Source organism: Fictibacillus sp. 18YEL24 (genome assembly GCF_015903855.1).
GTDB lineage: Bacteria > Bacillota > Bacilli > Bacillales > Fictibacillaceae > Fictibacillus > Fictibacillus phosphorivorans_C.
On the sequence record NZ_JACZDT010000004.1, the window covers coordinates 366,453 to 384,406 of the forward strand.

The window sequence follows — 17,954 nt, forward strand, 5'->3', positions numbered from 1 at the left end:
CTCATCGAGGGGTTTTTTTAAACGTGCAATTCAGTATGAAGTGCTTCAATTAATTTGTTGCATTGATTAACAACGTGTTTTGGGAATACTTCATCATATTCCACACCGTGAGGATAATAATGTTTCCCTACATAAGGTGTTCCAAGTTCAACTTTAGCGTGTGGAGTTTCAGTTTCTGCCTCAATAACATGACAAGGGAATCGGAAATAATAAACATCACCGTTCGTCATGTCTTCAAATTTGTAATCATATGTAATACGTTCATAATCCCATTGGCCAGCACGGATCATGCCATGGTTTTCCATCACATGTTCTAAAAGTGAAAACTCAACAACCTTCCCGTTTAAGCCGCTTTCTTCAAATTTCATTGTGAAACCTCCTAGGAATTCAATAAAAAAATAATAATCACTTCTTAATGATATTATGAAAGCGCTAAAGATGCAATCATTGTCAAAAGTGCGCATATTTGTTTTTCTTTCGTAAAGCATAAAGAAGAACAGATTTCCATTTTAGAGGAGGTAAGGATTTGAAAAAGGTAAGTGAGATCATGACGAGAAATGTAGATTTTGTTACACCATTGGACAATGTTTATGAAGTAGCGGTAAAAATGAAGAAGGATGATGTAGGTGTGATTCCAGTTTGTGAGAATGATCAGATTATAGGTGTCATCACAGACCGAGATATTGTCGTTCGAGGAGTTGCTGAAAAACGCCCAGGCTCTACAAAAGTAACAGACGTTATGAGTGAAAAGCTGTATACAGGTTCTATAGATATGACGGCAGAAGAAGCTGCAGATCTTATGGCAGAGAAACAAATCAGAAGGCTCCCAATCGTGGAGAACAATAAACTTGTAGGAATTATTTCTTTAGGAGATCTATCACTAGCTAAAGAGAGCGACTCTGCTGCGGGACATACCCTTACACAAGTTTCAGAGCAACGGGATCAAATTCAATAAGTTATATCGATGGTATAAAACGGTTCCATTTAAATTGGAGCTGTTTTATTTTTGAAACGGTTCATCCAAACACATACCCTCTATGCTAAACTAAGAAGAGAAGAAAGTTATAGGGGGAACCATTATGCGAGGATTGGTTACTTTTTTCCTATCCGTTTTTATTTTAATCGGTTTGTTTTTTTATGATGTTCTGCCAGAATTTACGGTCGAGAAAGAAAAGCCTGATACAAAAGTAGAGTACATAGAAGAAACACTCAAGATTCCTGAAGATGCTGTTTCAAACTGGGTAGGTAAAGATATAGCAGCATTTAAGAAGCAATGGGGAGAACCTGAGAGAATCGATCCATCAAGTTATGGCTATGAATGGTATATCTATGGAAACAAGAGTCCAAAAGGTTATCTTCAAGCAGGTGTTGAAAACGGTAAAGTAGTTACGCTGTTTGTTATTGGATCTGATGTAAATACCTCACCCTTTACAATCGGAGAGAATTCAAACACGATCATTCAGAAGTTTCCGATCGAGAGTGATATTACCATTAATGATGGAGAAGATTTTTTTAGATTTGAATTATCTGAGCAAGAAGTTATGCTGCGTCCGCTTATAAAGTTGAAAGATAATGTTTGGGTACAGCTTTATTTTGATAAGTTTACGAATCAGCTTTCAAGTGTACGGTATACTACATCCGATGTATTGTTAAAACAGAGACCTTATTCTATTGTATATCGAGGTGATCTGCCACCGCTTGGACAATTGAACGATGATGAACAGAATAAAGTAGATCAATCTGAAGAACAACAAGTTTTTGAGTTAACGAACATTATCCGTCTAAAATATGAAAAAAATCCGTTGAAATGGGATGAAAAGACATCTGAGGTAGCTTATCTCCATTCAAAAGATATGTTGGATCAGCAATATTTTTCCCATGAGAGTAAGGATGGAAGAACGCTTTCTGACAGGCTGCAACAAAAAGATGTAAAGTTTCTGCAAGCAGGTGAGAACATAGCAGCAAACTATACGGACGGCATTGCAGCTGTTGAAGGCTGGATGAACAGTGAAGGCCATAGAAACACATTGTTAAACAATGAATATACTCATCTTGGAGTAGGTGTAGATAATAAGTATTACACCCAAAATTTTTTAGTGCCTATGGAGTAAATAGATCGTGTAAGGCTGAACCTTAATAGGTTCAGCCTTTTTTAAATTATTTTATTTTAGTCAGCAAGTTTAAAGAAGGTTCCCGAAGCCGATGCGATCAACGTGCCAGTTTCGTTACGTACCTTTCCATCCATGCGTACTAATTGTCTGCCATTATGAACGACTTCAGCACGGCATATAAACAACTCTCCAACACCTGGTGTTAAGTAGTCCACTTTTAGTTCTACAGTTACAGCTCCTCTTTTATTACCTGGAACTAGACTGGCCATTGTGCCCATTGCTGTATCTAAAAGGGTTGCAGTGAGACCGCCATGTAATATTCCAATTGAATTATCAAGTAAAGGCGAATTAGGCATCTCCATTTCTAGTGTGTGGTCGTTGATTCTAGTCGTTTTAAAATCTAATAAAGAAGCAATATGTGTTAAATGGTCCTTTTCTCTTTTTAATTTTAAACTGTCCAAAAAAACTTTCATGACCTGTTGCTCTTGCTCAGTACTGGTTTCAAAGAAATCTTTCCACTCGTCCTTAATATCCAATATTTTCTCCCTCAATCTTTTTTTATTTTTATTGTACCTTTTTGGGCGGATGAGAATAAAGTAAACAGAATCAACTTTGCACGCAATCTAAAAAATGGGCGCACCAATTTATGGGCACTTATGTATCATGTAGTAAACATCATTCGTCAGTGGATGGCTGGGGGTGGATTCTGTGGTAAAGACTGATATAGAAAGTTTCAAGGAGTTTGTTCATAAACATCCCGATTTGATTAAGGAAGTGAAGAAGAATAAGAGGCCTTGGAAAGAGGTTTATCAGGATTGGATTGTTTTGGGTGAAGAACATGAAAGCTGGAATCAGTATGCAAAGGACAAAGAAAAAAAACAAGACGAACGCTCTAAGTCTGATAAGACAAGAACAGAACTTACAGTTGGGGATATTGTTGCTGGTTTAAGTAAGCTTCAAATCAACGATGTACAAAAATATTTATCTCAATTTGGCAGTCTGATGGATGCGGTTCAAGAACTATTACAGCAATTTAACAATCAGTCTGACAGACCGAACCAGCTGCCCGAAAAGAGAATGAATGATTATCCTTCATACAGGGACTAAAAGGATGTGTGCGGCGTGCGAAGAGAAATCCTAGAGTACTTGAATACAAGACCTGACTTGAAATATTATATAAGAGAAAAACCAGAGTGGTATAGAAAATTAAGCAGAAACCCTTTTTCAGTATCTGAGCTGGAAGAGGGTGCGAAAGTGTTTTACGGACGTACTTTCGGGCAGAGAGTAGATCGCTTTCATCAACAGGTACAAAATTTTGGACTGTTAATGGAATTAATCTCTGTAATGGGTGACGAAGTAAAAGGAAGTGGTGCTCCTGTGCCGAATGATTTTCAGCCGATGCCAGACTCTCTTAATAACGGTTAAGGCATCTTGAGGGATAATAAAAAGAAAAAAGGAAAAAACTACTTCTATAAGGAGTGGTTTTTTTATGAGAATAAGAAACAGACGGATCTATACAGGCGGTCTTTTAGTGATCATAGTGCTCACGCTGTTTATGATAACCAAATTTTTTGAAGGTTTCTCCGAGACAAAACTTCAAGAATCAAAAGCTGTTGAGGTATCTGCTTCGTATCCCATAATGGATAAAGACTGGGCGGTTAACTATCACGTAAAAAAACAGCGCATCTATTTTGAAAATATTATTTCAAGGTTCTCATTTCAAGGAGGTCTAACGAACACACCTGGTAATAAGGACGGATATATTGCCGTTTTTGTAAACAATAAGTGGAAGATGAATGCTAATCAATCTATGTTCATCTTAAAAAATATGAATCCTGGTAAACATAGAATTACTTTGCAGCTGAAGAAAAAGGATGGATCTGATTACGGAATTAAGAAAAACATAGTCGTTCAAGTTCGATAACTCTTCGATATTAGAAGAGTTTTATTTTTTTATAAAGACGGCTATGCTTTTAAGTCCAGTCAATATCCGCTATAATAGATTAGAAACCTCATACCTAAAGGGAGGTGTGACGTATGAGTTTAGACCAAAGTGTATTGCTGGAAGAATCTCTAGCATTAGCAGAGATGGTTGCCGATTCCAGTGTTGCAATAGCATATAGAGAGTCAAAATATAACCTAGAGCAAGATGTAGAAGCACAGAAAATGATTGCTCGTTTCGCCAAGATGAAAGAACAGTATGAAGAAGTACAGCGTTTTGGTAAATATCATCCTGATTTTCATACCGTTTCAACACAAGTTCGTACACTTAAACGAGAGCTTGATTTCCATGAAAACATTGCTCAATTTAAGAAAGCAGAAAAAGAACTTGAGAATTTATTGATGGAGTGCAGCAAAATCATTGCATACAGTGTATCCGAGCAGATTAAAGTTCCAACAGGCAATCCTTTCTTTGATGAGAGCTCTTGCAGTGGTGGATGCGGTTCTGGTGGATCTTGCGGCTGTGCTTAAACTCAGTCTTTAAACCGAATGCAATCAAAGCACAAATTACCACAGCAGAACATTTTTTCTTGCGGAACTAAAAAACGCATTCGGTACACATGAAGAGTTTCTTCTGATCTTACAAATGTAAGGTTCAATGTTAGCCGTTTCCCTTTCATAGCTTTTACGGCATGTTTTTTTACAGAATCAGTTGTGTGATCGATTGAAAACTGTGGAGAAACCGTTACATATATGAAAGGGATACCGGCCATCATTTTTCTTTCAACATGATTGATCGTAGGATCTTGTTTCATACGATCTAGAAACTGTTCCCAAATGCTGTTTAAGTCCAATCTACATCACTTCCTATTAAGGAGTATTCATTAATTTGTTCAATTTAAGTATATAAAAGGGGCTTTAATTATGATAGGTAATCGACGTGGGCTATCTGTTTTTCTTCATTCATTAAAGTTTTCAAAACAGTTAAGGCGCTATGGAAATGTACATTATGTCTCTAGAAGGTTAAAGTATGCTGTTCTGTACTGTGATGGAAACAAAATAGACGAAATAGCATCAAAGCTGGAATCCTTACATTTTGTTAAAGAAGTAAAAAGGTCTCATAAACAAGAGATCAAGACAGAATATGAAAGTAAGATTGTTGATAAAGCAAAAGAATATGATTATAAGATGGGGATTTAAAAGACAGGCTGCTAATAAAAATAGCTGCCTGTTTTCTTTATGTTTGTTTTTTGTCAGTAATTCCATTTATAAGTCTTCAAAAGAATTTATAAGTCTTGAAGAAATTTTATAAGTCTTCAAATATTTTTATAAGTCCTCAAAAAAATTTATAAGTCTTCACCTATTTGGCAAAAAATTCATTTTATAATAAAGGCGGTATCAGATAGTTTAAACGAAGAATCCCTGTTAAATAGTGAAAAAAGAGTTCAGTTTCAGCAAAATCTGTTGATGGTTTTACATCAAATGTTATCACTTCTTTATTTAATTCAGCCGCTTTCGCCTCAAACAGATCAATTCGTTTCGAAGGATAGGGTACTCCTTCTCGACAAATGTATAGTGGCTGAAATTTTCCTTCAGAAGCAGGGTGAAGTACGGCTACTAGTGACGCGTACATTTTATCTTCTTTTTTAACTTTTAGGCACAATAACTGCGAGATCCGCTCTTTGTTCGTTTCCATAATCTCAAGGAGTTCATAAAGATCTGAATACCCTTCTCCAAGCTCAATAAATCGTTGAATCATCATTCAATCCCCTTTCTATAGAACAATGTAGCACAATCATCTATCTGCTTAAAGGCTTTTAAGCATGAAAAAAAACCTGCAGCAAAAACTGCAGGTTGCCTTTAAAACAAAATCACTTCTGTTCAAAGGCGATGGGAGAGGAGAAACCGGATGAAGAACTTATGGGGAGTAAGTCTTCTCCGCGGTTGGCAACAACATCGTTCGTTGATGTTGTTATAAATAGTATGACCGCATTTAATTTGCCTTATACTTATAAGGAAAAAGATTTGATGTTTGATTACAGGAATACTTGTGATAGGATAAGTAAGGGAAAACGGATAAAGAATTGAGTGAAGAACGTGAGAGTAATAGCTGGAGAATGTAAGGGAAGACCACTTAAAGCAGTACCAGGTACGAACACAAGACCAACAACTGATAAGATCAAAGAATCCATCTTTAACATGATCGGTCCTTTCTTTGATGGAGGTAAGGGTCTTGATTTATATGGAGGAAGTGGTGGCTTAGGTTTAGAAGCATTAAGCCGAGGCATGGAGCATTTTATTTTCATTGACAAGGATCAAAAAGCGATACATACAATCAAAGAGAATATTAAACAATGCAACTACGAAGACAAAACAGAAGTCTTTCGTAATGATGCGAAAAGAGCATTGAAAGCGCTTCACAAAAGAGAGATGCAATTTGATATGATATTCCTTGATCCTCCTTATGCGAAGCAGATGTTGTTAAAGGATATGGAGGAGATTGATAAACTTGAACTTCTATCTCCAGAAGGAAGTATAGTAACTGAACATGGTACAGATGTAACACTACCTAAGGAGATCGGAAACTTTTATCAGGTCAGACAGGAAACATACGGAAAAACAACTACAATAACGATCTACAAACGTGATTAACATAAAGTATGAGGTGAAAAAAATGCCAACAACTGCAGTCTGTCCTGGTAGCTTTGATCCCGTAACTCGTGGTCATCTGGACATTATTAAACGTGGAGCAACAGTATTTGATGAAGTAATTGTAGTAGTAGCAAATAATCAAAGTAAAGACCCTTTGTTTACAGTTGATGAGAGAATCGTACTCTTAAAGGAAGTTACGAAACAATTTCCCAACGTAAAAGTAGACTCGTTTAACGGTCTATTGATTGATTATGTAAAGAATATCGGAGCAAATGTTATTCTTAGGGGACTTCGTGCAGTATCAGATTTTGAATACGAGATGAAAATCGCTTCTATAAACAAAAAACTAGATGATGAAGTTGAAACATTCTTTATGATGACAAACAATCAATATTCTTTCCTTAGCTCGAGCATCGTTAAAGAAGCAGCAAAGTATCATGCGAACGTTTCAGATCTTGTTCCTGAAGTTGTAGAAGAAGCATTAAAAGAAAAATATAACAGCCCCCGTTAAGTGCGGAGGCTGTTTTTTTTCATAAGGTTTCTGTTCCATATTAGAATGGAAAGGATTAAGAATCCAAGTGTTACATAATGGCTATGCATGAGTGCGTACATACCAACCTCACTAATATGGACGGTTTTCTCAGTAAGAAATGCAAATGCTGGAGCAGTAGTACTTTTAACGTGATACAAATAAGGGAATACTAAAAGACAAATGATTGCTGATAAAAACCCATGAAGTATTCTTGCAAAAAAGAATGGCTTGAACTTAATATCAGTGTCTGCAAGGATACTAGCTACTTGTGCTTGTACGGAAAAACCGCTAAAAGCTAATATGAAACTTACGATCACGGCTTGTTGTAGGATGGACGATTGAGCGAGACTCGTTAAGTTGCTGCCTAACGTGATCTCAAAGATTCCTTTAATGAGAGGAAGACTTAATTGTTCAGATAGCGAAAGCGCGACAAAAAAATAATTAATCAAGCTTGAAAGCAGTTCTGCTACGTGAAGAAGATCCATCATCTTACTTAGTACAGAGAAGAGAATAATGAACCCGCCGATCATAAGAAGTGTTTTTGTAGATTGCTGTACGGCATCTCCAAGAAGCTGCCCGATGGGACGATTGTCTGCTAATCTAGCTTCATGCATGTGTTTAAACGCGTTGGTCAGTCCTTTTCCTCTATAGCGTACTTCCTTTTCAACAGGTTCTTTTTTCCAACCGTGGAACCTCATGATCAGCCCAACGAAAAAATTGCCCAAATAGTGACTTACTGCGAGAACGATGCCAAGAGCTGCGTTATGAAAAAAACCCACTGCAATTGCGCTGAACATGAACAATGGATTTGAACAATTTGTAAACGATACGAGGCGTTCAGCTTCTAGGGTCGTGATCTGCTTTTGGTGCCATAATCGTGCCGTTAGCTTTGCCCCAGCTGGGAATCCTGAAGAAATACCCATCGCCCAAACGAAACCTCCTGCACCAGGCACACGGAAGAGCGGTCTCATAAGAGGTTCGAATAATACACCTATCAGATGTACGACACCAAACCCCATTAATACCTCTGATAGTATAAAAAAGGGCATCAAGGACGGGAAAACAACGTCCCACCACATCTTCAACCCGTTGACGGATGCCATATATGTTTCTTTTGGGTATATGATTATGGATATTGCTATGATAATAGCAGATGCTGACAATAGAAGTGTTTTGAAGTAGGCTTTGTTCATAAGGGGAGTGCTCCTCTCGCGAAATTACACTATACTTACTTGTCCTCATTCTTATTTATACGTATAGCCTTACTCTTTAGACCATATGTTAAAAAAAGACGGTGCTTCTAAAGGAGGAGCAAAGGATGAAAGAACCGAAAATCGGACTTGCTCTAGGATCTGGTGGTGCTAGAGGATTTGCTCATCTTGGTGTTGTTAAAGCAATAAGAGATGCTGGGATTCCTATAGACATGGTAGCTGGAAGCAGCATGGGAGCTTTGGTCGGTGCGATGGTAAGTATGGGTCATAGCGATGAAAATCTTTACCGTATGGCAACGCTCTTTAAGCGTAAATATTATATGGATTACACCGTTCCTAAGATGGGGTTTATCACAGGGAAGAAAATCAAAGAACTCGTAAGGCTTCTTACAAAACAAAAACATATTGAACAAACGGATATTCCGTTAGCGATCGTGGCAACTGATCTACTGCTAGGTGAAAAAGTGGTTTTTAGAACAGGTCCTATCGCAGATGCAGTTCGTGCTAGCATCTCGATTCCTGGCATATTAGTCCCTGAAAAAATAGACGGAAAACTTTTAGTGGACGGTGGAGTCATCGACCGTGTACCTGTTTCTGTGGCAAGAGAGATGGGAGCAGACCTAGTGATCGCAGTAGATATCTCTCATTTCAAAGCCGAACTTCAGGTTTCATCCATTTTTGATGTTATCATCCAAAGCATTGATATCATGCAGCGTGAAATGGTGCGCTGGCACGAGATTTCAGCAGATATTATGATCCGTCCAATGGTTGAGCAGTTCAGTTCTACAGCATTTAAGGATGTAAATGATATAATCGCTATAGGAGAAGAAGCAGGAAGAAAACAGATACCAAAAATCTTAGAGAAGATCAACAACTGGAAGGAGTCTATGCATGACCACTGAAAAAACAACAAAACGAAGAAACTTTTTCTCGCAAAATAAATTTATCATCCTTTTTTTGCTGGTGTTTGCTTTTATAGCATTCTATCCACTTCCTTACTACATTACCTCCCCCGGGGATGCCAGAGTATTAGACCCCATCATTAGCGTAGAGGGAGGAGATGACGATAAGGGAGTGTTCATGCTGACAACCGTTTCGGTAGGTACAGCAAACATTCCGCAATACATATGGGCAAAGCTGAGTGATTATCGTGAAGTCATCCCTGCTGATCAGATCCGAGGAGAAGATGAGACGGATGAAGAATACAACCAAAGACAACTTCAGATGATGGAAGATTCACAGCATGCTGCTACGATAGTAGCTTATCAAGAGGCAGGAAAAAAAGTAGACATTGAATACCATGGTGTTTATGTTACGGGAATCATGTCGGGGATGCCGGCAGAAAAGAAATTAAAAGTTGGAGATAAGATTATTGCTGTTGACCGTAATCCAGTTATGGAAACAAAGAAACTTCTTGATACGCTCGCTCCTAAGAAAGCAGGAGATGAAGTAGACTTAACTATTTTACGCGGGGATAAGAAAATGAATGTGAATTTAAATATTGAAGAGTTTCCAAAGAAATATATTCAAGATCAAGGACCGAAAGCGGGTCTTGGCATCACTTCTCCTGTAGCAGATGTATCCATCGTAACAGATCCGAAAGTGAAGATTGATACCTCACAGATCGGAGGACCCTCCGCTGGGTTGATGTTCACGTTAGAAATTATGGATCAATTAACACCAGATGATCTTACACATGGAAAGAAGATTGCAGGAACCGGTACGATGGACCTTCAAAAGAATGTAGGACCAATCGGCGGTATACAGCAAAAGATCGTTGCGGCTGATGAAGCAGGTGCAGAGATTTTCTTTGCCCCTGTTGATGGAGATAACTATAGTGATGCAGTGAAAGCTCAAAAAGATATAGGCTCCAAAATGAAGATCGTTCCGGTTAAAACGCTGAACGATGCACTGGATTATTTGAAAAAATTGTAGAGAAAAAGGATGCAGAAGCCATATGGAGCTTCTGCATCCTTTTTTAGCTCGTCGGAGCCGCCGTTAAGCACGCTCCGACGAGCGCCATCCAATATAAGCGCATAACTACATCAATTCACCATTATTGGAGGCGTGTTAAATTCTTCTTTTTCAGCTCGCAGAAGATTCCGAGCTGCACCTTGAGCATAAACTAAAGAAGTTCTTGCTTCCATCCTCAATCCAGCGAAATCATGCTTAGACACAGTCGTAACAAGAGGCAGGTCTAACGATTTTTTGACAGTACTTAAATAATCTCTGCCATTACCAGTCATCCCTAATACGCGAATGTATGAAGGAGGTGAGCCTAGAATGGCCAACATCTCTTCTTTTTGCGTATTATTTAATACGTGTAAACATGCGCGTTGAAGCCTTGTCCATGTATATCGTTTTGTCTTTAAGTGTTTCATAAAAGTTTCAAAAGAGTCAGATTTCTTCATCGCTTCAATCATTCTATATTCTAAACCCTCTTCAACCTCATAATAACGGTTTATTTCATGGGGACTTGTAGATAATAGTTGATAACGAAGAAAAGGAAAGAAGCGTTCCCAGTTCATAAGAGTACCTTTTTCAACTTGTTCTTCAGCTAACAACTCAACTGTGTAATGAGGCATATATGCTGCAGCTTGTTTTTCATCACCTTTAAAAATAGCTTCTCTAATAGCAGTTGCACTAGCAATATTACCTTTGCCTAGCATGACATCATGGTAATCAGCATTTTTCCTCTTTATCGTAACAGGTCGGATATGAGAACCTAGCTCACGGCTAGCTCTTACATATTCAAAACCTAAAATATTATTTGGTTTACTGAGGTCGAGAGTCAACGGAATATCAAGTGATTCGTATGCTCGTGAAGCAGCTGAGGGATATGATAGACCTTTGCTCATAAATGACCGAACAAGATCCTGGTAGATTTCCTTTTGAGCGTTCAAAGAGTCATGAGTCTTATTAAAAAGTTCAGCATCCCCAGATTCGCTACCAAAACAAAAAGACTCTGCACCAAGAGATTGCAGCAAAAAGATGCTTCCAAATGCAAAACGAGGTGCATGGCTAGTGGCAAATGAATATGGAAGTTCAATAACAAGGTCGGCTCCACCTAATAGAGCCATCTTAGTCCTTTTCCATTTTGACAAAAGAGCAGGTTCTCCTCGTTGAAGGAAATTACCGCTCATCACGGCGATAATACAATCAGCACCTGTAGCTTTTTTCGTTTCTTGTAAATGATAATAATGTCCATTGTGAAACGGATTATATTCTACAACAACACCAGTTGCTTTCAACTGTTCCACTTCCTTTTAAACGTTCGATTATACTTGTTTACATTGTACTAAAAAGAGTTTAGAATCAAAAGTATCAGTGTAAAGATAAAATATTGACATTTTATTTGATGACCGATATAATTACTACTGTTGCCTTGAGGTGATAAAGACATGAAATGGTCACTACAAGAAATTAAAAATTTTTACCGTAAACCGTTGACGTTTGAACAAAATGTTGATGCGAGCGGAGTGATGGAAAAAGACCCGGAGATCAGAAGCGTAGATCCTGTTCACATAGAAGGACATGCAGATGTAACTCAGCAAAAAGCCACTTTTTACTTAAACATAAAAGGAAAAATGGTGTTGCCATGTGCCAACACTTTGGTAGATGTGGAATTTCCATTCTCGGTAAAAACGACGGAAATTTTTATTTTCGATCCGAACTATACGGAATACGAAGATGAAGAGAGCCTTCACAAAGTCGAAGGACATTACGTTGACCTTCTCCCTGTCATCGAAGAGCATATTTTGCTTGAAAAACCGTTGAAAATTACGGCTGCTGATGTGACAGACAGTCCCGCTCCTAAAGAAGGTAAAGGATGGAAGAGGGTTACGGATGAAGACATGAAAAACCGGATTGATCCGCGTTTGGAAGGTCTGGCTAAATTTTTTGACGAAGACAAAAAGTGAAAGAATAGGTTATAATGATTCTTTCTAGAACCTTTAAGGAGGTGGATACAAATGGCAGTACCTTTTCGCAGAACTTCTCAAACTCGCCAAGCGAAGCGTCGTACACACTACAAGCTTTCCATGCCTGGTATGGTAAAGTGTCCACAGTGCGGAGAATACAAGTTATCTCACCGCGTTTGCCGTGAGTGTGGATCTTACAAAGGAAAAGAAGTAGTTAGCAAGTAATGAAAAACAGGAAGCTATAGGCTTCCTGTTTTTTCATATACATAAATAAAGCGTTTTCTTTTGTATCGGAGGTGTAGATAGTGAACGAACAACCTGTATTATGGGAAAAAAAGAATGGGATAGGGTGGATCACATTGAATCGTCCATCAGTGCGTAATGCGATCAACTATGATGTGATGAAATACTTATCCACTCTATTGAACACAGCAAAAAAGGACGAAGAGGTAAAAGTTCTTATCATAACGGGAGCAGGTTCAAAAGCGTTTTGTTCAGGAGGAGACCTTAGTGCTTTCCATTCATTAAAGACTGAAGAACAAGCATATGGGATGTTATCAAAAATGGGTAACGTTCTTCATGAACTATTCTTTTTTCCAAAACCTACTGTCGCTCTTCTAAATGGATCAGCAGTTGGAGGAGGATGTGAGATAGCATCAGCCTGCGATATCAGGCTTGCTCGAGCAGAAGCTAAGGTAGGGTTTATCCAAGGTCGTTTAGGCATTACAACGGGCTGGGGCGGGGGGACTTACCTCTTAGAAAGAATCAACCTGACAAGAGCGATGGACCTCTTATACAGCTCTACTCCAGTTACAGCTAAACAAGGCATGGATTATGGATTCATCCAATATGTTATTAAAGGAAACAGTTTGAAAGAAACAGAACGCTATGTAAGTCGTTTTACTTCTCAATCTCTTGGTGTCATTGAATCTTATAAAGCTCTTCAGCTTGAAAGATTTGATGTAGGAAAAATAAAGAAGAGCGTACAAAATGAGATCGAACGTTGTGCAAAGTTATGGGCGTCAGACGAACACCATAAAAGAGTAGAAGCCTTCTTAAAAAAATAAGTTTTCCCCATTTTAGTAGAATAAAAAGTCTATCTTATCTAGCACTAGCATATTCTTATTACAAACCACTAAAATGGGGGGATCTTAATGACAAATTTGCGCCAGGATGCCTGGACAAAAGAGGAAGATGCTATTCTTGCTGAGGTAACACTGCGGCATATTCGAGAAGGAAGTACACAGCTGGTTGCATTTGAAGAGGTAGGAGAGAAATTAACGAGAACACCTGCTGCTTGTGGTTTCCGGTGGAACTCGCTCATCCGTAAACAATATGATAAAGCGATAACTGAGGCTAAAAAAGTACGTAAAGAGCGAAATAAACGTAAAGTTAAACAGTTTGCTTCAACCATTGAAAACCATAAAGAAGAATTACTTCATAGGGAACATTCAAATGCCTTGAAAAATGATACGCCTCTCTCTTTGAATGACATCATATTATTTTTACAGCAGCTTCAAGCTGAAACGCCAGGTTCTAAAAATTTAGAAGCAGAAAACAAAGCTTTGCTCTTGAAACTTCAGAATCTTAAAAAAGAAAACGGAAATTTAAAAAGTAAACTTAGTAAAGTAAATAAAGAATATGAAACCGTATACCGTGATTATAAAGATGTATTGCAGATCATGGATAGAGCAAGGAAGTTAGTAGAAGTTCCTGTGAGGAATTAAAAAAGATGGCAGATGCCATCTTTTTTATTTTTTATGCGAGACGTTGTTCACTTACGCCTGTTGGATACCATACATAAGGATTCTGACCACGATCACGTTCTTGATTATAAGTTACAGCTTCAAAGCCCATCTTCTCCCAAAAAGCGCCAGATTGTTGTCTGCCATTCGTTTTGATCGGAAGGTGGAACGTTTTAGCGAACTCTACTAATGCTTTTCCTAGACCTTTTGTCTGATGGTGAGGCAATACTTCTAGTTTCCAAAGTTCTAAATAATCTTGTGGAGGATCAAAATATTGATCATAAGCAGCTTCGATCTGATACAAGCTCATGCGTGCTACTAGTTTATCACCATAATAAATGCCATAGAACGGAGACTCACTGTCGTTTTCAATCATATTTTCTTGAAGATCCTCAAGCATTGACAATTCTTGTACACCATATTCTTTGAACTGTTTAAATTCTTCAAGTGTTTTATAGTTAACTAATAATTTTTTCACTTCATACTTTAACATATGTTCTCCCCCAGTCTTTCTGTACTTTTCTCTATAGTTATAGTATATACTAATTATGCAAAAAATTCTTTAAAAATAAAATATTCGTTTAGTTTACGCTTACAAAAAAGGATTTTTGGTTTTTATGTCGAAAAAGGTAATGTTGACATCAGGAAGGAGGATGAACATGAAAAAAATATTAATCGCTAATCGTGGTGAGATTGCACTGCGAATTATTCAAACGTGTAAGGCAATGGACGTTCAAACGGTTGCAGTTTATTCTGAAGCAGACAAAGACCTCCCTTTTGTAAAAGCTGCGGATGAGGCGGTACATATTGGTGAACCTCCGGTAGCAAAATCTTATCTGCAGAGCGAAGTGATCTTAGAAGTCGCTCTCAAACATAAGGTAGATGCTATCCATCCAGGTTATGGATTATTATCTGAGAATGATGAGTTTGCCAAAAAGATAGAGAAAGCTGGAATAACTTTTATAGGTCCCGCCCCTCAAACCATTGAGTGGATGGGTGATAAGATCATGGCAAGAAAAACGATGCAGCAAGCAGGTGTTCCAATCGTACCTGGAACGATCGAACCTATCGAAGATGTTGAAGAAGGTGTAAAACTTGCCGAGCAGATCGGTTATCCAGTAATGCTTAAAGCAAGCAGCGGCGGTGGCGGAATCGGCATGGTGAAATGTGATAACGATGAAGATCTGCGTAAACATTTTGTCTCATCACAACAACGCGCAAAGAATTACTTTGGCTCTGGCAGAATGTTTATCGAGAAATGTATTGAGAATGCTAGACATATTGAAGTTCAAATCATGGGTGATACACATGGAAATATCGTTCATCTTTTTGAAAGAGATTGCAGCGTTCAGCGAAGAAATCAAAAAGTTGTCGAAGAATCACCATCACCATTCTTAACAGAAAGCCTTCGTTCTAAAATTACTGATTCGGCAGTTAAAGCAGCAGAAGCAGTAAACTATGTGAATGCGGGAACAGTTGAATTTGTCGTAAGCGAAAACGGAGATTTCTATTTTCTAGAGATGAACACAAGACTTCAAGTTGAGCATCCCGTTACAGAGAGTATTACAGGGCTTGATCTAGTAAGATGGCAGATTCAAGTAGCTAGAGGTGAAAAGCTTCCATTGACTCAAGAGGAAATCATGAGTAAAGGTCATGCGATAGAGTTTAGACTTTATGCAGAAGATCCAATCACTTTCTTCCCGTCACCTGGTAAGATAGAAAAACTAGTATGGCCAAGCTCTGAGAAGGTAAGGATCGATTCAGGTTATGATAGTGGAAATGCTGTTACACCTTTTTATGATCCAATGATCGCGAAAATAATTGTAAGCGATTCCAATCGTGAATCATGTATTAAGAATGCAGTTGAATTTTTTGATGCACTAGAGATAGATGGATTGAAAACAAACACGCCACTCTTTCAAATGATCTTGAAAGAAGAGGATTTTATAAAAGGTGACTATACCACTAGCTATTTAAGTAAGAGAAAAGTTTCAAAACCATAATTAGACAGAGGAGCGAGAGAAATGAAAGAAATTACAGCATCTATGGCAGGCACAGTTTGGCAAGTATTGGTGAGTGAAGGTGACGAGGTAATAGCAGGACAAACCGTTATTATCTTAGAATCTATGAAAATGGAAATACCCGTTGACGCTGTTGATGCGGGAACAGTAGAGAATATTAAGTTTGCATCTGGAGATTTTGTGAATGAGGGCGACGTACTCGTTACACTAAAATAAAATTAGCGTGCATACAATCTGAACGAGCGCTCACTCTCTTGAAGGAGGTATATCATGGTAGCAAAATTAGAAAATCAATTAAAAGAAAAGATCGACCAAATAGAAGCTGGTGGTGCACAAAAATATCATGAGAAGAACAGTTCTCAAAATAAGATGTTCGTACGCGACCGCTTAAGACTTCTTTTTGATGATGGTGAATACAGCGTTGAAGATGCTAAGTTTGCAAATAATCAAGCAGGTGATCTGCCAGCAGATGGAGTTGTAACTGCAATAGGTAAAGTTGGCGGGAAGACGGTCTGTGTAATGGCTAACGATTCTACTGTCAAAGCGGGTTCTTGGGGAGCTAGAACAGTGGAAAAGATCATTCGCATACAGGAGACCGCACAAAAGTTAAAAGTTCCGATGCTTTATCTTGTTGATTCAGCCGGTGCTAGAATTACCGATCAGATAGATATGTTTCCTAACCGCCGGGGAGCGGGCAAGATTTTTTACAATCAAGTAAAAATGTCTGGGATGATTCCACAAGTTTGTATTCTGTTTGGTCCTTCAGCAGCAGGTGGAGCATATATACCAGCTTTTTGTGACATCGTGATCATGGTCGATCAAAATGCATCCATGTACTTAGGAAGTCCACGAATGGCTGAGAAAGTAATCGGTGAAAAAGTGACGCTTGAAGAAATGGGTGGAGCAAGAATGCACTGCTCTGTAAGTGGATGCGGCGACGTTTTGGCAGCGGATGAAACAGAAGCAATTGAAGAAGCAAAAAGGTATTTATCCTATTTCCCGAGTAACTATAAATTAAAAGCTCCGGTTGTTGATCCTCTTGCTCCTAAAGCGGGGAGAGAGTTAGAAGCGATCGTACCTGAAAATCAGAACGTTCCGTTTGATATGTATGAATTTATTGATGGGCTCATTGATGAGGGTAGTTTTTTTGAGATGAAAAAATTATTCGCACAAGAGATCGTGACTGGATTTGGACGAATTGATGGAAAACCAGTCGGGATTATCGCGAATCAGCCTAAAGTAAAAGGCGGCGTACTGTTTGTTGACTCTGCAGACAAAGCAGCACGCTTCATAACACTTTGTGATGCATTCTCGATCCCTTTGCTTTTCTTATCGGATGTTCCAGGCTTTATGATCGGAACGAAAGTAGAAAGAGCTGGAATTATACGTCATGGTGCTAAGTTAATAGCGGCTATGAGTGATGTAACTGTACCAAAAATTTCAGTGATCGTCCGAAAAGCTTATGGTGCGGGTCTATATGCAATGGCGGGTCCAGCATTTGAACCTGATTGTTGTATTGCGTTGCCAACGGCTCAGATCGCGGTTATGGGACCGGAAGCAGCAGTGAACGCTGTATATTCTAACAAGATTAACGAGATTGAAGACGTAAAAGAGCGTATTCAATTTGTTCAGCAAAAACAACAAGAATACAAAGAGCATATAGATATTTATAAGCTTGCGTCTGAGATGATTATTGATGATATTGTATCGCCTTCAGCCCTGCGATCTGAACTTGCAAACCGTTTTGCATTTTATGAAAACAAAGAAATGGTATTCAGTGAACGAAAGCATCCTGTCTATCCGGTTTAATAAGATGGACCT

At 38.4% G+C, this 17,954-nt stretch carries 25 protein-coding genes; 18 read left to right on the forward strand and 7 right to left on the reverse strand.

What is annotated here, in order from left to right:
• Positions 1-17: 17 nt before the first annotated feature.
• Positions 18-368 (reverse strand): YugN family protein, encoded by a 351-nt coding sequence (locus HU823_RS15040; RefSeq protein ID WP_144700984.1) that lies wholly within the window; start codon positions 366-368, stop codon positions 18-20.
• 158 nt (positions 369-526) lie between these two features.
• Here HU823_RS15040 and HU823_RS15045 point away from each other — a divergent pair, with 158 nt between their 5' ends.
• A complete protein-coding gene (locus HU823_RS15045) occupies positions 527-955 on the forward strand; it encodes a CBS domain-containing protein (RefSeq protein WP_118156245.1) in 429 nt (142 codons plus the stop codon).
• A gap of 124 nt (positions 956-1,079) precedes the next feature.
• Positions 1,080-2,111: a CAP domain-containing protein gene (locus HU823_RS15050; protein WP_144700980.1), complete on the forward strand. Its 1,032-nt coding sequence runs from the start codon at positions 1,080-1,082 to the stop codon at positions 2,109-2,111.
• A gap of 56 nt (positions 2,112-2,167) precedes the next feature.
• On the opposite strand, the gene HU823_RS15055 is transcribed toward HU823_RS15050, so the two are convergent.
• On the reverse strand, positions 2,168-2,584 hold the full coding sequence (locus HU823_RS15055; protein WP_231607475.1) for a PaaI family thioesterase: 417 nt from the start codon (positions 2,582-2,584) through the stop codon (positions 2,168-2,170).
• Positions 2,585-2,819: 235 nt separating this feature from the next.
• Here HU823_RS15055 and ylbD point away from each other — a divergent pair, with 235 nt between their 5' ends.
• The 4 genes from ylbD (at position 2,820) to HU823_RS15075 (ending at position 4,583) form a co-directional block, all read left to right on the forward strand.
• Positions 2,820-3,218 (forward strand): YlbD family protein, encoded by a 399-nt coding sequence (gene ylbD / locus HU823_RS15060; RefSeq protein ID WP_186320535.1) that lies wholly within the window; start codon positions 2,820-2,822, stop codon positions 3,216-3,218.
• 15 nt (positions 3,219-3,233) lie between these two features.
• Positions 3,234-3,536 (forward strand): YlbE-like family protein, encoded by a 303-nt coding sequence (locus HU823_RS15065; protein WP_144700974.1) that lies wholly within the window; start codon positions 3,234-3,236, stop codon positions 3,534-3,536.
• A gap of 64 nt (positions 3,537-3,600) precedes the next feature.
• Positions 3,601-4,035 (forward strand): hypothetical protein, encoded by a 435-nt coding sequence (locus HU823_RS15070; RefSeq protein ID WP_144700972.1) that lies wholly within the window; start codon positions 3,601-3,603, stop codon positions 4,033-4,035.
• A gap of 113 nt (positions 4,036-4,148) precedes the next feature.
• Complete coding sequence (locus tag HU823_RS15075) at positions 4,149-4,583, forward strand: YlbF family regulator (RefSeq protein WP_144700970.1); 435 nt, start codon at positions 4,149-4,151, stop codon at positions 4,581-4,583.
• A 2-nt stretch (positions 4,584-4,585) separates the two neighbouring features.
• Here the strand turns inward: HU823_RS15075 and HU823_RS15080 are convergent, their stop codons facing one another.
• A complete protein-coding gene (locus HU823_RS15080) occupies positions 4,586-4,906 on the reverse strand; it encodes a hypothetical protein (RefSeq protein WP_231607476.1) in 321 nt (106 codons plus the stop codon).
• 70 nt (positions 4,907-4,976) lie between these two features.
• Here HU823_RS15080 and HU823_RS15085 point away from each other — a divergent pair, with 70 nt between their 5' ends.
• On the forward strand, positions 4,977-5,252 hold the full coding sequence (locus HU823_RS15085; RefSeq protein WP_144700968.1) for a YlbG family protein: 276 nt from the start codon (positions 4,977-4,979) through the stop codon (positions 5,250-5,252).
• Between the two features lie 181 nt (positions 5,253-5,433).
• Here HU823_RS15085 and HU823_RS15090 read toward each other — a convergent pair whose 3' ends face one another.
• Positions 5,434-5,811: a DUF7147 family protein gene (locus HU823_RS15090; RefSeq protein WP_144703553.1), complete on the reverse strand. Its 378-nt coding sequence runs from the start codon at positions 5,809-5,811 to the stop codon at positions 5,434-5,436.
• Positions 5,812-6,149: 338 nt separating this feature from the next.
• Here HU823_RS15090 and rsmD point away from each other — a divergent pair, with 338 nt between their 5' ends.
• Complete coding sequence (rsmD, locus tag HU823_RS15095) at positions 6,150-6,704, forward strand: 16S rRNA (guanine(966)-N(2))-methyltransferase RsmD (RefSeq protein ID WP_197222625.1); 555 nt, start codon at positions 6,150-6,152, stop codon at positions 6,702-6,704.
• A 22-nt stretch (positions 6,705-6,726) separates the two neighbouring features.
• Positions 6,727-7,215, forward strand: coding sequence for a pantetheine-phosphate adenylyltransferase (gene coaD / locus HU823_RS15100; RefSeq protein WP_066393400.1), 489 nt, complete (start codon positions 6,727-6,729; stop codon positions 7,213-7,215).
• On the opposite strand, the gene ylbJ is transcribed toward coaD, so the two are convergent.
• Positions 7,212-8,429: a sporulation integral membrane protein YlbJ gene (gene ylbJ, locus HU823_RS15105; protein ID WP_197222572.1), complete on the reverse strand. Its 1,218-nt coding sequence runs from the start codon at positions 8,427-8,429 to the stop codon at positions 7,212-7,214. The genes coaD and ylbJ overlap by 4 nt on opposite strands.
• Positions 8,430-8,554: 125 nt before the next feature.
• Here ylbJ and HU823_RS15110 point away from each other — a divergent pair, with 125 nt between their 5' ends.
• Both HU823_RS15110 and HU823_RS15115 read left to right on the forward strand, forming a co-directional pair.
• Complete coding sequence (locus HU823_RS15110; protein WP_144700962.1) at positions 8,555-9,349, forward strand: patatin-like phospholipase family protein; 795 nt, start codon at positions 8,555-8,557, stop codon at positions 9,347-9,349.
• Complete coding sequence (locus tag HU823_RS15115; RefSeq protein ID WP_144700960.1) at positions 9,339-10,382, forward strand: SepM family pheromone-processing serine protease; 1,044 nt, start codon at positions 9,339-9,341, stop codon at positions 10,380-10,382. The genes HU823_RS15110 and HU823_RS15115 overlap by 11 nt, the downstream gene beginning before the upstream one ends.
• Before the next feature lie 110 nt (positions 10,383-10,492).
• Here the strand turns inward: HU823_RS15115 and HU823_RS15120 are convergent, their stop codons facing one another.
• Positions 10,493-11,707, reverse strand: coding sequence for a nucleotidyltransferase (locus HU823_RS15120; RefSeq protein WP_370630108.1), 1,215 nt, complete (start codon positions 11,705-11,707; stop codon positions 10,493-10,495).
• 141 nt (positions 11,708-11,848) lie between these two features.
• On the opposite strand from HU823_RS15120, the gene HU823_RS15125 reads away from it, so the two are divergent.
• The 4 genes from HU823_RS15125 to HU823_RS15140 all read left to right on the forward strand — a co-directional run bounded on the left by HU823_RS15125 (position 11,849) and on the right by HU823_RS15140 (position 14,094).
• The gene (locus HU823_RS15125) at positions 11,849-12,367 is read left to right on the forward strand and encodes a YceD family protein (protein WP_144700956.1); all 519 of its coding nucleotides are present in this window, start codon (positions 11,849-11,851) and stop codon (positions 12,365-12,367) included.
• A 51-nt stretch (positions 12,368-12,418) separates the two neighbouring features.
• The gene (gene rpmF / locus HU823_RS15130; RefSeq protein WP_066240492.1) at positions 12,419-12,592 is read left to right on the forward strand and encodes a 50S ribosomal protein L32; all 174 of its coding nucleotides are present in this window, start codon (positions 12,419-12,421) and stop codon (positions 12,590-12,592) included.
• A gap of 80 nt (positions 12,593-12,672) precedes the next feature.
• The gene (locus tag HU823_RS15135) at positions 12,673-13,434 is read left to right on the forward strand and encodes an enoyl-CoA hydratase/isomerase family protein (protein ID WP_197222574.1); all 762 of its coding nucleotides are present in this window, start codon (positions 12,673-12,675) and stop codon (positions 13,432-13,434) included.
• Positions 13,435-13,521: 87 nt separating this feature from the next.
• Positions 13,522-14,094 carry an RsfA family transcriptional regulator gene (locus HU823_RS15140; RefSeq protein WP_197222575.1) on the forward strand — a complete coding sequence of 191 codons (573 nt, stop codon included), beginning with the start codon at positions 13,522-13,524 and terminating at the stop codon, positions 14,092-14,094.
• Between the two features lie 31 nt (positions 14,095-14,125).
• Here the strand turns inward: HU823_RS15140 and HU823_RS15145 are convergent, their stop codons facing one another.
• Entirely contained in the window at positions 14,126-14,605 is a 480-nt protein-coding gene (locus HU823_RS15145) for an N-acetyltransferase (RefSeq protein ID WP_144700950.1), read from the reverse strand.
• Positions 14,606-14,771: 166 nt separating this feature from the next.
• Here HU823_RS15145 and HU823_RS15150 point away from each other — a divergent pair, with 166 nt between their 5' ends.
• The 3 genes from HU823_RS15150 to HU823_RS15160 are packed head-to-tail and all read left to right on the forward strand — an operon-like array spanning position 14,772 to position 17,942.
• A complete protein-coding gene (locus HU823_RS15150; RefSeq protein WP_197222576.1) occupies positions 14,772-16,115 on the forward strand; it encodes an acetyl-CoA carboxylase biotin carboxylase subunit in 1,344 nt (447 codons plus the stop codon).
• Between the two features lie 21 nt (positions 16,116-16,136).
• Positions 16,137-16,349, forward strand: coding sequence for an acetyl-CoA carboxylase biotin carboxyl carrier protein subunit (locus HU823_RS15155; RefSeq protein ID WP_197222577.1), 213 nt, complete (start codon positions 16,137-16,139; stop codon positions 16,347-16,349).
• A 54-nt stretch (positions 16,350-16,403) separates the two neighbouring features.
• Positions 16,404-17,942, forward strand: a complete 1,539-nt coding sequence (locus HU823_RS15160) for an acyl-CoA carboxylase subunit beta (RefSeq protein ID WP_197222578.1) — start codon at positions 16,404-16,406, stop codon at positions 17,940-17,942.
• The last annotated feature ends 12 nt before the right edge of the window (positions 17,943-17,954 follow it).